The organism is Rhodococcus sp. Q, assembly GCF_005503035.1.
GTDB lineage: Bacteria > Actinomycetota > Actinomycetes > Mycobacteriales > Mycobacteriaceae > Rhodococcus_G.
Genome location: NZ_SCOY01000006.1, coordinates 50,039 through 62,911 on the forward strand (window position 1 = coordinate 50,039; position 12,873 = coordinate 62,911).

Genomic DNA, 12,873 nt, shown 5'->3' on the forward strand with positions numbered 1-12,873 from the left:
CTCCTACGCGCCGCGGACCGCTTCGGCGATCCGGTCGGCCTGCTCGCGGCCCTCGTAGAGCTGACGCAGCAGCCACAGGCGCAGCACCCGCGACACCGCACCTGCCAGGTACAGCGCGGCACCGATCACGGTGACGGCCAGCAGCGCGGTCGCGAGGATCTGGTACGACGCGATGTTGCGCAGGTCGTCCTGGCTCAGCGAGGAGAGGTAGACGCCGAACGCGGCGACCGCGCCGACGACCATGAGCACGAGCCCGGCGATGCGGACCTTCCCGTCACCACCGCCGGTGCCCTCGGTCTTCAACTTCAACTCGGACACGTCCTTCTTGAACTGGTCACGACGGTCCTCCGCGAGTGCGGTCATCGTTGGCCTCCTAGGTAGCTGGTGGAAAGTTCTCGGTCGATTTCGGCGGGGTCGCCGGTCCGGACGACACGGCCCTGCAGGATCAGTGCCGCGGACGTCGCGATCGGCAGGACCGCGCGGGCGAACTGTTCGGCGACGAGGATCGACAGGCCCTCGGCCGCGAGCCCGCCGACGATGTCGTACATCTCGGAGACGACGCGCGGCGCGAGCCCCATCGACAGTTCGTCGAGGAGCAGCACCGTCGGGCTCGTTCCGAGAGCGCGGGACAGCGCGAGCATCTGCTGCTCTCCGCCGGACATCGACCCGGCGAGCTGGCCGCGGCGCTTCCCGAGGATCGGGAAACGTTCGTACGCAACCTCTTCGAGGTCCTTGAGGGAGACGCCGGTGCCGGTCGCCACCCACAGGTTCTCGCGGACGGTGAGGTTGGCGAAGATGCCGCGCCCCTCGGGGATCGTGCAGATCCCGAGTCGGGCGAGCGCGGCGGCGTCGGCGCCGTTGACCGTCCGGCCTGCGAGCCGGAACTCGCCGCCCGTCACCGGCAGGATGCCGGAGCAGATCTTCAGCGTCGACGTCTTGCCGCCGCCGTTCGGGCCGAGCAGCGCGACGACGGCACCGGGCGCCAGCGCCAGGTTCACGCCGTGCAGGACTTCGATCGCGCCGTATCCGGCGCGGACGTCGACGAGTTCGAGCAACGGTTCCGGCTGCGGCGCGGCGTTGTTCGTGTCGGCGGCGGGTGCCGTCATGCGACCTCCTCCGTTCCGATGTAGGCCGCGATCACCGCGGGATCGTTCTGGATCTCGGACGGCGTCCCGGAGGCGATGAGCTTGCCGTAGTCGAGGACGTGGATGCGCGAGCACACCCGCATGACGAGCGGCAGGTCGTGCTCGACCAGGCAGATCCCGAGTCCCTCGCCGGAGAGCCGAAGCAGCAGTTCGGCGAAGTCCTCGGTTTCCTTCTCCGTCTGACCGGACGCCGGTTCGTCGAGCAGCAGGACCCTCGGCTCGGTCATCAGCGACCGCGCGACCTCGACGACGCGTGCGCGTCCCGTGGGGATGTCGGAGACGTCCTGGTGCGCGACGTCGGCGAGCCCGGTGAGCTCGAGCAGCCGGTCGGTTTCGGCCTCGATGTCCCGCCTGCCGCGCAGGCCGGTACCCCGCAGTCCTGTGTGATGGATGTCGCCGGCGACCCGGATGTTGTCCCGCACGGACAGCGACAGGAACAGTTCGAGGCGCTGGAAGGTGCGGGCCAACCCGAGCCGCGCACGCCGGTACGGGGCCTTGCGGGTGACGTCGACGCCGTCGATGAGCACCCGCCCCGACGTCGGCTTCTGCAGTCCGGTGACGGTGTTGAACAGGGTGGTCTTGCCTGCGCCGTTGGGCCCGATGAGCCCGGTGACGCTGCCGGCGTGGACGGCGATGCCGACGTTGTCGACGGCGACGTGACCACCGAACCGGACTGTCACACCGCGGGTTTCGAGGATCGGCTGGGTGCCGAAGGTGGGGTCAGGAGACGACATCGGTGAGCTCCTTCACGGGCCGGGTGCGGTCGACGGTCGGGCGTGCCGGACGGGTGTCGGCGGGCAGGCCCAGTTCGCGGTCGACGCGGGCCATGACCTCGTCGCCGTAGGGGACGTCGACACCGATTTCCTCGGGATCGATCGGCCGGCGTCGCTGCGCTTCCTCGGAACCGAGAACGGCTGTCGGCATGACCATCTCACCGACGACGGGAAGCGCGAACACCGTGACGATGGTGATCGAGGCGAACCACCAGTTGTCGAGGACACCGGTCAGGGCCAGCAGGTACGCGACCGCGACGACCGCGGCGCCGCCGACGAACACGGGCTTGGCATCGCGCAGCTTGCGGTAGCCCTCCACGACCTGGTGCACGCTGCCGGACGGGTTGTGTCCCACGCCGATACCGATCAGGGCCGGGCTGACGGCGGCGATGTTGCCGAGTAGCAGGTACAGGCCTTCGAGGTCGGGTTGCGCCTTCGCGAGGTTGTTGAAGGACACCATGATGATCGAGAAGCCGACACCGGCCATGACTCCACCGAAGAAGGCGCCGCTGACGTAGCCGATGCCCGCGACGACGGTGAGCATCAGCAGCGACAGGCTGATGACGATGGTGAACGTCTCGCCCGAGACCGAGCCCATCGCGGACGACATCAGGATGCCGCCGAGCCCCGCGATGCCCGCGGAGATGACGAACACGCTCAGCTTGAGGCCGACCAGGTTCTGCCCGAGCATCGCCGATGCGGCGGGGCTGTCCTTCATCGCGGTGAGCCTGCGGCCGTATCCGCTGTTGCGCAGTGTCACGAGCGCAACGCCGAGCACGGCGAACAGGACGGTGACGGTCATCAGGAATGCGGTCGGATCGGCCAGGTCCAGCGGACCGATCTGCAGCGGCGGAATCACCAGGGTGCCTCCGGTGAAGATGGAGAACTTCATCCCGAACAGTTCGTGTTCGGTGGTGTCACGCAGCACCATGTTGGACAGGAACACTCCGAACGCCATCGTCGCCAGCGCGAGGTACAGGCCGCGCAACCGCAGTGCGGGCAGCGCGACCAGTCCACCGACGAGTGCGGCGACGATCACGCCGAGGATCACCCCGACGAGCGTGAGTCGTTGCGCCAGACCCGATCCGGTGATCCCGAAGTGGAAGGCGACGATCGTCGCGATCGCACCGAACGAGAGCGGTGCCAGATTCATCTCCCCCGCGTAGCCGGTGAGCACCGTCAGCGACAGCGCGATGATCGCGAAGCAGATGCCGATGGTCAGGGTGGTGACCGCGGACTCGACCATCAGCAGGCGGATCAGGTACACGATCACGACCAGGGCCACGCCCCAGCCGACGGCCTTGCGGACGGACGGCACGTGGTACCGCTCGCGGGTGCGGACGGCGGCGCCGCGCAGTCGGTCCTGCGGTAGCACGATCAGGACGACGAACAGCGCGATCATCGGCAGCGAGACACGCAGATTCGACGTCCAGGTCCACGCCGAGGGTGCGTAGCCCAGCAGATAGGTGCCCGCCAACCCGAGCACGATGGCACCGACGAAGGTTCGCGGGATGCTGCGCAGGCGTCCGAACATGGCCGCCGCGAACGCGTCGATCACCAACAGCGTCAACAGGTTCGCCTCGAGGGTTCCGCCGCTGATCGGGGTGACGAGGATGCCTGCGAGGACAGCGAGCATCGAGCTCAGCGCCCACGAGAAGCCGGCGATCCGCTCCGGGTTGTGCCCGCTCAGGCGGAGCAGGTCGGGGTCGTCGACGACGCCCCGCATCGTCGCGCCCATCCGGGTGCGTGTGAACAGCAGTCGCAGGCCGACGGCGATCGCGATCGCAGCGACGAGGCAGAGGAGTTCGTGCACGCGCACGGTGGCGCCGAGGACGGTGAACTTGGCGTCGTCTCCGAAGAACATCTTCAGGGTGCGGGGATCCTCAGGATGCCAGAACCACTGCGACAGGAAGAGCATGCCGAGCATGATCGAGACGGTGACGACGATCTTGGTCACCTCGGCGGTGTCCCGCAGTCCCCGCATGATCAGGAAGTACAGACCAAGGCCCATCAGCGGACCGAAGACGCCGAGCACGAGCACGAGCGCGATCGGGGTCGGCACCCCCCATTCGACGCTGAGCTGCCAGTAGACGAACGCGCCGAGCATGGCCTGTGCGCCGTGCGCGAAGTTGAAGATGCCGGAGGTGTTGTAGGTGAGCACCAGCCCGGAGGCGGCGATCGCATACACGGAACCGAGCACGAGGCCCAGGATCGTGAATGTCACGAATGTGTCCATGTGAGAACCCTTGGTCGAGATCGGGGGCGGCGTCCGCTGTGGGCGCCGCCGCCCCCGATGCGAGTCCGTGAGTCAGACCGGTCCGGTCAGACCTGCGGCTTGATGACGTTCGGCCCGAGGTACTTGGTGGAGGTGCGGTCGGGTCCGAGCTCCGTGCCCCAGGTCGCGGGGTCGGTCTTGATCAGGTACTTGTCGCTGCACTCGAACTCCGCGGACTCCGCCGGGAACACCTGCGTGTACTCGGCGCCCTCGAGCGCGACCATCAGGCCGCACTGGGCCGGCATGTTCTTGCCGGGGTCGGTGACGGCGTGCAGTCCGCCGCCGTCCCACTCGTGGATGCTCGACAGTTCGTTGACCATGCACTGCCTGGTCAGATCCGAGCCGCACTCCTTGGCCGCGGTCGCCCAGAGCAGGAACGACGACGTGGACTGCATACCGAGCAGTGCGGTCTTGCCGCCCTCCGCCTCGACCAGTTCCTTGTACTTCGCGACGGCGGGAACCTTGTCGGCGTTCTCCAGCATCTGGAACGTCATGTCGGCGTTCAGGTTGTTCAGCAGACCGGAGTCCTTGTTGAAGGCCTGCGCGGAGGCGCCGTACCAGGTGGCCTCACCGAAGATGATCGGATCCAGGCCGACCTGGTCGATCGCCTTGAAGAAGTTGAACTCGTTCGGCACCGGCGAACGCGAGGTCCACAGTCCCTTGACGCCGCACTGCTTGTACTTCTCCGCGAACGGAACGTACGTCGGCTCACCCTGGTAGTTGATGGTGACGCCGCAGTCCTTGAGCTTGAAGCCCGCGGCTTCGGCCATCGACCGGGTCTTGGCCAGCGACGTGATGATCGTCGGCATGGTCGATCCGACGAGGTCGAAGTCGTTCAGCATGTCGGGGTGCAGCTGTGCCATCTGGAACCAGGCGGCGCCGTTGGCGTAGTCCACCGGGAACGGCACGCCCTGGTAGGTCATCGGACCGTTGGCGGCGTCGGGCGAGACCGTGAAGCCGGGGACCGCAGCCATGTTGCAGGCCACGCGGGTCTGCTCGGCGGTCTGGTCCATCGCGAAGCCGTGGCCGACCATCATGAACTCGGAGCGGCATGCCTCCTGCATGACGGTGTTCGCCTGCGTCATCGCCGCGTCGTAGTCGGTGCCGACGATAGTGCGGCCGTTGATGCCGCCCTGCTCGTTGCACCAGTCGATCATCGCAGCGACGGCGTCGGACATCTCCTTGTTCAGGCCCGGGCTCTGCGCGTAGCCGCGGTCGTCGCCGTAGCCGATCCTGATCTCGGTGTCGCTGACGCCCTGATCGGTCGCGCCCTTCGCGTCGCCGGCCCCGCACGGTGACGCGAGGGTGCCGAAGTCGGTGTCGGCTGCGGATGCGGACGCGGTGCCGCCGGAGCCGCTCGCGGTGGGGACGCCGGCGTCGCCGCCCCGGTCGGTGGCGCACGCCGAGGCGAGCGCGGCCGACAGGGCGAGGGCCGCAAGTAGCTTCGCGGTCTTTCGTGGTTGCACGTTCGGGGTCTCCGTTCTTGACGCGGGCCAGATGCGATGGTCCGCAAAAGTGTTCTGCGTCACTCGATGCGGGGACGCTAGCCAGCGAAACGAACGCGATTTCCGCGGTTCCCGGTGAGTGAGACCGTGGCGTGAGCGCCGCCACACCAGCACCGATCCGTCACCTCTCACGTGGCATTCCGGTCACGCGGACCGTGCCTCCGGGAGCTCCGCAACCGCCCTGCGACACGGGGTGGAGACCCTGTGCGGAATCGCACGTCAACGAGGCCGTGGCCAACTCGACTTTTACGCGGTCGTAACGGAAGATTGAGTTTTGTGAACGCGGAACTCATCGTTCTTCTAGTCGTGGTCGTCACAGCCCTTGGGTTCGACTTCACCAACGGCTTCCATGACACCGGCAACGCGATGGCCACCTCCATCGCCACCGGGGCTCTTCGACCAAAAGTCGCAGTGGCGCTGTCGGCCATCCTCAACCTGGTGGGCGCGTTCCTGTCGGTCGAGGTCGCCGCCACCGTCGCGAAGGGTGTCGTCAACCTCAGCTCGACCGGCGGCGAGGACCTTCTGGTCATCGTGTTCGCCGGACTCGTCGGCGGCATCCTCTGGAATCTGATGACGTGGCTGTTCGGCATACCGTCGAGTTCCTCGCACGCCCTGTTCGGTGGGCTCATCGGCGCCGCACTCGCGGGCATCGGCGTGAACGGTGTCGAGTGGGGCGGTGTGCTGAGCAAGGTCGTCCTGCCCGCGATCCTCGCGCCGGTCGTCGCGGGACTCGTCGCGGCCTGCGGAACCTGGCTGATCTACCGGATCACCCACAGCGTCGACGACGGCACCAAGGAACGCGGATTCCGCCTCGGCCAGATCTGCTCGGCGTCACTCGTCTCGCTCGCGCACGGCACCAACGACGCCCAGAAGACGATGGGCGTGATCTTCCTGGCCCTGGTCGCCCATGGCACCATCACCGAGAACACACCGATGCCGTTCTGGGTCAAGCTCAGCTGCGCACTCGCGATCGCGCTCGGCACGTACCTCGGAGGCTGGCGAGTCATCCGCACCCTCGGCAAGGGCCTCGTCGAGATCGCCGCACCGCAGGGCATGGCCGCCGAAGCGTCGTCGGCCGCGATCATCCTCACCTCCAGCCACCTGGGTCTGCCGCTGTCGACCACCCACGTCGCGACCGGCTCGATCATGGGCACCGGAATCGGACGCAGCGGCGCCGAGGTGCGCTGGGGTGTCGCGGGCCGAATGGGTGTGGCGTGGCTCATCACCCTGCCGTCCGCCGCGATCGCCGGAGCGCTCTGCTGGGGCATCGCGAGCCTGATCGGCGGCCTGGCAGGCGTGCTCGTGGTCTTCGCGATCCTGCTCGCGCTGTCCGCCCTGATGTACCTGCGCTCGCGCCGTCAGCCGGTCGACCACAGCAACGTCAACGCCGACTGGGACGGCCGACTCGAACCCGCGGGCGACGCCACCTACGCCGAGCTCGCCGCCCTCGACGCGGAACTCGTCGACGAGATCCCCTCCCCGCCCGCGCCCCGACCCGACAACGTGTCGGCCTGACCGAGGGGAAGATTCATGGACCTGTTGACGAAGATTGCCGAATCGCTCTGGCAGGTCATTCTCGTCGGCCTGCTGCTCGGTGCCGGACTGCCCGCCCTGTTCGCCTTCGGGCTTCGCCTGCTCGGATCCGGCACCACCGCGACCGTTGACGCGTCGGGCACGCAGGTCCGCACACGACATCCGCTCGCCACCATCGGCGCGGGCGTGTGCTTCGCGATCATCGTGATCGCGATCGTCACCGGAATCCTGTTCATCATGGCGGACTTCCTCGACCACACGTTCGGCATCCAGCTGTTCTGACGGCGATGGCGGTGCTGCGAGACCAGGCCCCGAGAGGCAATCATCTGTGACCACTGACAAACCGTCGTTCCCCGTGTCGGTCCTGACGTGGCTGCGCGCCGGCTATCCGGAGGGCATCCCGCCGAAGGATCGCATCCCGCTCGTCGCCCTGCTGCACCGGCAGCTGACCAGTGAGCAGATCAAGGACGCGGCCGTTGCCCTTGCGGAAGCGGCGGGACGGCTACAGCATCCGACCATCACGCGCGACGAGATCACCGACCTGATCGAGGAGGTCACCCACACCGAACCGTCGGCCGAGGACATCGCGCGGGTCGCGTCCGTCCTCGCCGCCGCAGGGTGGCCCCTCGCGGGCATCGACCGCGACGAGCTGTACACAGAGACCAACCCGAACGAGACCGACCCGGACACCGACACCACCGACGAATTCTGACGAGAGGGGGTACCCCGTGAGCCTCGCACCGTTTCTCACGTCGATACTCGGCTGGCTGCGCGCCGGGTACCCGAACGGTGTTCCCGAGCAGGACTACGTTCCGCTGATCGCGCTCCTGCGACGCAGGCTGTCCGACGACGAGGTCCTGGCGGTCACCGGTGAGCTGGTGAACCAGCCTCCGTCGACGATCGACCGCATCGACATCGGTGTCCTCATCACCAAGGTGACCGACGAGATGCCGCTCGAATCCGACATCGCACGGGTACGCGCGCACCTCGCTGCGGGCGGCTGGCCGCTGGCCGACGCGTCCGACTGGGCTCACGAGGACCCGACCGACACGCCCTGATCGCGCGCGACCGGTACCCGCGTTCCTCCGTGTCCGGGCGCCGAAGTCGAGTGGTCGCCTACTCGTGCCGGGCGGGCAGCGGAGACGAACACTGGCGGTATCCGCAAGTGTGAGGAGTCCGTGATGGCCATCGTTGGAGAGCATGCCGTCGTGATCGGGGCAGGCATCGGAGGGTTGCTGGCGGCGCGAGTGCTCGGCGAGCATTTCACCCGGGTGACGGTTCTCGAACGCGACACCCTTCCCGCCGATCCGGTTGCACGCAAATGTGTTCCACAGGGCAGGCACGCCCACGCGCTGCTCGCGCGCGGTGCTGCGGCGTTCGACCGCCTGTTCCCCGGATTCACGGAACAGCTGATCGAGCGGGGCGCACCGACCGGTGACGTGGGCACCGGCGCCCGATGGATGCTCGGCGGTCACCGATTCGCGCCCTGTGCCACCGGGATCCGGGCCATCGGGGCGAGCAGGCCACTGATCGAGTGGCAGTTGAGGGAGCGGGTGCGGGCACTACCGAACGTGGTGATCGCCGAACACCGCACCGCCATCGGCTTCACCGGAGACCGAGGCCGCGTCACCGGCGTCATCACTCGCTACGCGGGCAGCGACCTGGGCGAGATGGTCGACGCCGACCTGGTCGTCGACGCGTCCGGGCGTAGTTCGCAGACGCAACCGTGGCTCGAGGAGTTCGGCGGCGCGCGGCCGCTGGAGGAGCGCATGACGATCCGTCTCGCCTATGCCACCCGGCACTTCCGCCGGGAACCGGCCGACGACGGACGGACCGCGCTTGTCGTCGGCGCGACGCAGGAGCTGCCCCGCGGCGGTCTGGTCCTCGCTCAGGAGGGCGACGCGTGGGTCGTCACGCTGGCCGGATACGGCCGGGACGAGCCTCCGATCGAGCCGGACGGGTTCGCGGCCTTCGCCGCGACGTTGCCCGACCCGGAGTTCGGGCGGTTCGTCGCCGACACGGAACCGCTGGACGAACCGACGCGCTACCGCATCCCCACAACCATCCGGCGGCACTACCATCGGGTCGCGCTGCCTGCGGGATACCTGCCGTTCGGCGACGCCATCTGCTGTTTCAACCCCATTTACGGGCAGGGCATGTCGGTCGCCGCTACCGAAGCACTCGCGTTGCTCGGCTGCCTGAGCGCCGGGACCGCCGATCTCGCACCCCGCTTCCTGCACGACATCCGATCCACCGTCGCCAACGCCTGGAGCGCAGCCGCGGACTCCGACCTCCGGATGCCGTGCGTCGAGGGCACTCGCAGTCCTCGCACCCGTCTGGTCAACGCGTACACGGCCCGGGTGTACCGCGCCGCGAGTGCCGATCCGGTGGTGGCGACGCGGTTCCTGCGGGTCTCCAACCTCGTCGACCCCCCGACCGCCCTGCTGCGACCCTCGACGGTGTGCCGGGTGATCCGCGGAAACCGTCGCCGTACAGCAGTTCCCGACTCCAGGTGGCTCACGACCACGCGGTCCGGTGACGAGGCCCGGGTCGTGCATGTTCGGCCGTCCGCCACCTCTGGCAGCATGGGTGGGTGAGTTCCGTCCTGCAGGCCCTGCCCGTCCCGACCGGTGAGGCCGCCGCGGCGATCCTCCCGTCCCTCGAGCGAATGCTCGCGGGAACCGGTCCGGCACTGCTGCCCGTCCCGGCAGGTGACGCCCGGGAGACCGCCCGCCTCGCCGACGCCCTGCGCCCCGGCGAACCGATCGACGACGGCGTGGCACTGGTGGTCGCGACGTCCGGTACGACCGGCGTTCCGAAGGGCGCACAGTTGTCGGCGTCCGCGCTGCGCGCCAGCGGCACCGCCACCCACGACCGGCTCGGTGGTCCGGGATCGTGGCTGCTGACCCTCCCCGCGCACCACATCGCGGGCATGCAGGTCCTGCTCCGGGCCGTCCTCGCAGGCACCGACCCGGTGGTCGTGGACGTCTCGGCCGGATTCGACCCGACGGCACTGCCCGACGCGATCGCGCGGATGTCCGGTCCGCGCCGGTACACGTCGCTGGTCCCGACACAGCTCGTGAAGGTCCTGCACGATCCGGGTGCCACGGCCGCACTCGCCGAACTGGACGCCGTCCTCCTGGGCGGTGCCGCCACCCCCGCTCCGCTTCTCGCCCGGGCCCGCGCGGCCGGGATCGCCGTCGTCCGGACCTACGGGATGAGCGAAACGTGTGGCGGCTGCGTGTACGACGGGATTCCGCTGGACGGGGTACGACTGCTGATCGGCGACGACTCGAGGGTCCTGCTCGGCGGTCCGACACTCGCGTCGGGGTACCGCGGCCTGCCCGAGCACCCGGCATTCGCCGAGCCCGGCTGGTTCCGCACCGACGACGCCGGTGTCGTCGAGGACGGGGTGCTGCGCATCCTCGGTCGACTCGACGAGGCCATCTCCACCGGCGGACTCACCGTCGTCCCGCAGGTCGTCGAGGCTGCGCTCGTGACGCATCCCGACGTTGCGGAGGTCGCGGTGTTCGCGGTACCCGATACCCGGTTGGGGCAGCGAGTGACGGCCGCGATCGTCCCGGTTGCAGGTCAGACGCCCACACTGGACGCGCTGCGCGAGCACGTGGCACGGACCCTCGATCCGACCGCGGCACCCCGCGAACTGCACCTGCTCGATGCACTGCCCGTGCGCGGTCCGGGGAAGGTCGACCGCCGCGCGCTCACCGCGCTGTTCTCGTCGGAGCCCTGACGCAAGGCGCGTGCAAGGCCGCTGCAAGCGGACGGGGTGACGGTGGTGTCCACACAGATCGAAAGGACACCGCATGAACTTCTCGACTTCGCCCGCGATCGAGGCGGAGGGGCTCGTCAAGCGTTTCGGTGAGTTCACCGCGGTGGACGGCGTCAGCCTCACCGTCCCCACCGGCTCCGTCTACGGCGTGCTCGGGCCCAACGGCGCGGGCAAGACCACCACGATTCGTATGCTCGCGACATTGCTCCGACCCGACGCCGGCCACGCCCGCATCTTCGGGCACGACGTCGTGGCCGAGCCGACTGCCGTCCGCTCGCTCGTCGGTGTCACCGGTCAGTACGCGTCCGTGGACGAGGACCTCACGGCCACCGAGAACCTGATGATCTTCTCGCGCCTGCTCGGGCTCGGTCGCGCCGACGCCAAGCGCAAGACCACCGACCTTCTCGAGGAGTTCGCGCTGACCGAAGCGGCGAACCGGCCACTGAAGAACTTCTCCGGCGGCATGCGACGGCGCCTCGACCTCGCGGCCAGCCTCATCTCCCATCCACCGCTGCTGTTCCTCGACGAACCGACCACCGGTCTCGACCCCCGCACCCGCGCGCAGATGTGGGACACCATCCGCCGGCTCGTGTCCGAGGGGTCGACCGTGCTCCTGACCACGCAGTACCTCGACGAAGCCGACCAGCTCGCCGACCGGATCGCGGTGATCGACCGCGGACGCGTCATCGCCGACGGCACTGCCGACGAACTGAAGGCATCCGTGGGGACGTCGTCGCTGCAACTGACGCTGGCGGACCGAGCGGACGTGGACGCCACCCGCGTGCTGCTGTCCGAGGCGCTCCGCGTCGAGGTGGTCGTCAGCCCGGAGGCCGCGCGGCTCACCGCGCCGCTCACCGACACCTCCATCACGCCCGAACTGCTGATCCGGTTGCGCGACAACGGCATCACCGTCGACGAGATCACGGTCAGCAAACCCAGCCTCGACGAGGTCTTCCTCACCATCACCGGCCACGGCGCCGATGACACCACCGACGCAGAAGGGAGCGCGGCATGACCACCGCAGTCGCCACTCCGCCCCGCACACCCACTCACACCGCGGCACCCGCCGCCCGCACCGTCGGCTTCGCCGACACCGTCCGGCAGTCCCTCACGATGGCCTATCGCGGCCTGGTGAAGGTCAAGCACAATCCCGAGCAGCTGTTCGATGTCGTGATCCAGCCGGTGATCTTCACCATCATGTTCACCTACATCTTCGGTGGCGCGATCTCCGGTGACGTGGCCTCGTACCTGCCGATCATCATCCCCGGCATCCTCGTGCAGACGGTGATCACCGCGTCCATCGTGACCGGCACCCAGCTGCGCGAGGACATGGACAAGGGGGTGTTCGACAGATTCAAATCCCTTCCCATCGCACGCATCTCACCGCTCGCGGGGGCGCTCCTCGCGGACATGGCACGGTACGCGATCGCCACCACGATCACCTTCGTCACAGGATTCGCGATGGGCTTCCGCCCCGGCGGCGGCATCCTCGGTGTCCTCGGTGCCGGTGTGCTGGTGATGGTGTGCGCGTTCGCGATCAGCTGGATCTTCGCCCTGATGGGTGTGGTGATGCGCAAGGCGTCGACCGTGCAGGGCGTGTCGATGCTCGTGCTGTTCCCCCTGACGTTCATGTCGAACGCGTTCGTGCCCGCCGACACCATGCCGGGGTGGATGCAGGCCTTCGTGAACGTCAACCCCGTCTCGCATCTGGTGACCGCGGTCCGTGAGCTCGTCAACGACGGCCACGTCGGCATGCCGGTGGTCTGGTCGCTGGTCGGCGCCGCGGTGGTGATGGCCGTCTTCGCTCCGATCGCGGTCCGCGCCTACATGCGAAAGGCCTAGTCCGCGTGCG

13 protein-coding genes are annotated in these 12,873 nt (G+C 68.5%); 8 read left to right on the top strand and 5 right to left on the bottom strand.

The window, feature by feature from the left end:
• Window positions 1-3 precede the first annotated feature (3 nt).
• The 5 genes from FFS72_RS08670 to FFS72_RS08690 all read right to left on the bottom strand — a co-directional run bounded on the left by FFS72_RS08670 (window position 4) and on the right by FFS72_RS08690 (window position 5,659).
• Window positions 4-363, bottom strand: a complete 360-nt coding sequence (locus FFS72_RS08670; RefSeq protein WP_137873562.1) for a hypothetical protein — start codon at window positions 361-363, stop codon at window positions 4-6.
• A complete protein-coding gene (locus FFS72_RS08675) occupies window positions 360-1,106 on the bottom strand; it encodes an ABC transporter ATP-binding protein (RefSeq protein ID WP_137873563.1) in 747 nt (248 codons plus the stop codon). Before FFS72_RS08675 ends, FFS72_RS08670 begins: the two co-directional genes overlap by 4 nt.
• Complete coding sequence (locus tag FFS72_RS08680) at window positions 1,103-1,879, bottom strand: ABC transporter ATP-binding protein (RefSeq protein ID WP_137873564.1); 777 nt, start codon at window positions 1,877-1,879, stop codon at window positions 1,103-1,105. Before FFS72_RS08680 ends, FFS72_RS08675 begins: the two co-directional genes overlap by 4 nt.
• On the bottom strand, window positions 1,866-4,154 hold the full coding sequence (locus tag FFS72_RS08685) for a branched-chain amino acid ABC transporter permease (protein WP_137873565.1): 2,289 nt from the start codon (window positions 4,152-4,154) through the stop codon (window positions 1,866-1,868). Before FFS72_RS08685 ends, FFS72_RS08680 begins: the two co-directional genes overlap by 14 nt.
• 86 nt (window positions 4,155-4,240) lie before the next feature.
• Window positions 4,241-5,659 (bottom strand): ABC transporter substrate-binding protein, encoded by a 1,419-nt coding sequence (locus FFS72_RS08690; protein WP_137873566.1) that lies wholly within the window; start codon window positions 5,657-5,659, stop codon window positions 4,241-4,243.
• A 315-nt stretch (window positions 5,660-5,974) separates the two neighbouring features.
• Between FFS72_RS08690 and FFS72_RS08695 the strand changes: the two genes are divergently transcribed.
• From FFS72_RS08695 to FFS72_RS08730, 8 genes are all read left to right on the top strand, one after another.
• Window positions 5,975-7,213: an inorganic phosphate transporter gene (locus FFS72_RS08695; protein WP_137873567.1), complete on the top strand. Its 1,239-nt coding sequence runs from the start codon at window positions 5,975-5,977 to the stop codon at window positions 7,211-7,213.
• A gap of 15 nt (window positions 7,214-7,228) precedes the next feature.
• Window positions 7,229-7,513, top strand: a complete 285-nt coding sequence (locus FFS72_RS08700) for a hypothetical protein (protein WP_137873568.1) — start codon at window positions 7,229-7,231, stop codon at window positions 7,511-7,513.
• A 46-nt stretch (window positions 7,514-7,559) separates the two neighbouring features.
• Entirely contained in the window at window positions 7,560-7,943 is a 384-nt protein-coding gene (locus FFS72_RS08705) for a DUF3349 domain-containing protein (protein ID WP_137873569.1), read from the top strand.
• Between the two features lie 16 nt (window positions 7,944-7,959).
• The gene (locus tag FFS72_RS08710; protein ID WP_050065653.1) at window positions 7,960-8,289 is read left to right on the top strand and encodes a DUF3349 domain-containing protein; all 330 of its coding nucleotides are present in this window, start codon (window positions 7,960-7,962) and stop codon (window positions 8,287-8,289) included.
• A 123-nt stretch (window positions 8,290-8,412) separates the two neighbouring features.
• Window positions 8,413-9,828 (top strand): FAD-dependent oxidoreductase, encoded by a 1,416-nt coding sequence (locus FFS72_RS08715; RefSeq protein ID WP_249353199.1) that lies wholly within the window; start codon window positions 8,413-8,415, stop codon window positions 9,826-9,828.
• The gene (gene menE, locus FFS72_RS08720; protein ID WP_137873570.1) at window positions 9,825-10,982 is read left to right on the top strand and encodes an o-succinylbenzoate--CoA ligase; all 1,158 of its coding nucleotides are present in this window, start codon (window positions 9,825-9,827) and stop codon (window positions 10,980-10,982) included. The genes FFS72_RS08715 and menE overlap by 4 nt, the downstream gene beginning before the upstream one ends.
• Window positions 10,983-11,055: 73 nt before the next feature.
• Window positions 11,056-12,036, top strand: coding sequence for an ATP-binding cassette domain-containing protein (locus FFS72_RS08725; RefSeq protein WP_137873571.1), 981 nt, complete (start codon window positions 11,056-11,058; stop codon window positions 12,034-12,036).
• The gene (locus tag FFS72_RS08730; RefSeq protein ID WP_137873572.1) at window positions 12,033-12,863 is read left to right on the top strand and encodes an ABC transporter permease; all 831 of its coding nucleotides are present in this window, start codon (window positions 12,033-12,035) and stop codon (window positions 12,861-12,863) included. The genes FFS72_RS08725 and FFS72_RS08730 overlap by 4 nt, the downstream gene beginning before the upstream one ends.
• The last annotated feature ends 10 nt before the right edge of the window (window positions 12,864-12,873 follow it).

What these genes read in the sequence shown, in the direction of transcription:
- FFS72_RS08670 (WP_137873562.1), bottom strand. Translation starts at nt 363, where the DNA reads ATGACCGCACTCGCGGAGGACCGTCGTGACCAGTTCAAGAAGGACGTG.
- FFS72_RS08675 (WP_137873563.1), bottom strand. Translation starts at nt 1,106, where the DNA reads ATGACGGCACCCGCCGCCGACACGAACAACGCCGCGCCGCAGCCGGAA.
- FFS72_RS08680 (WP_137873564.1), bottom strand. Translation starts at nt 1,879, where the DNA reads ATGTCGTCTCCTGACCCCACCTTCGGCACCCAGCCGATCCTCGAAACC.
- FFS72_RS08685 (WP_137873565.1), bottom strand. Translation starts at nt 4,154, where the DNA reads ATGGACACATTCGTGACATTCACGATCCTGGGCCTCGTGCTCGGTTCC.
- FFS72_RS08700 (WP_137873568.1), top strand. Translation starts at nt 7,229, where the DNA reads ATGGACCTGTTGACGAAGATTGCCGAATCGCTCTGGCAGGTCATTCTC.
- FFS72_RS08715 (WP_249353199.1), top strand. Translation starts at nt 8,413, where the DNA reads ATGGCCATCGTTGGAGAGCATGCCGTCGTGATCGGGGCAGGCATCGGA.
- FFS72_RS08725 (WP_137873571.1), top strand. Translation starts at nt 11,056, where the DNA reads ATGAACTTCTCGACTTCGCCCGCGATCGAGGCGGAGGGGCTCGTCAAG.
- FFS72_RS08730 (WP_137873572.1), top strand. Translation starts at nt 12,033, where the DNA reads ATGACCACCGCAGTCGCCACTCCGCCCCGCACACCCACTCACACCGCG.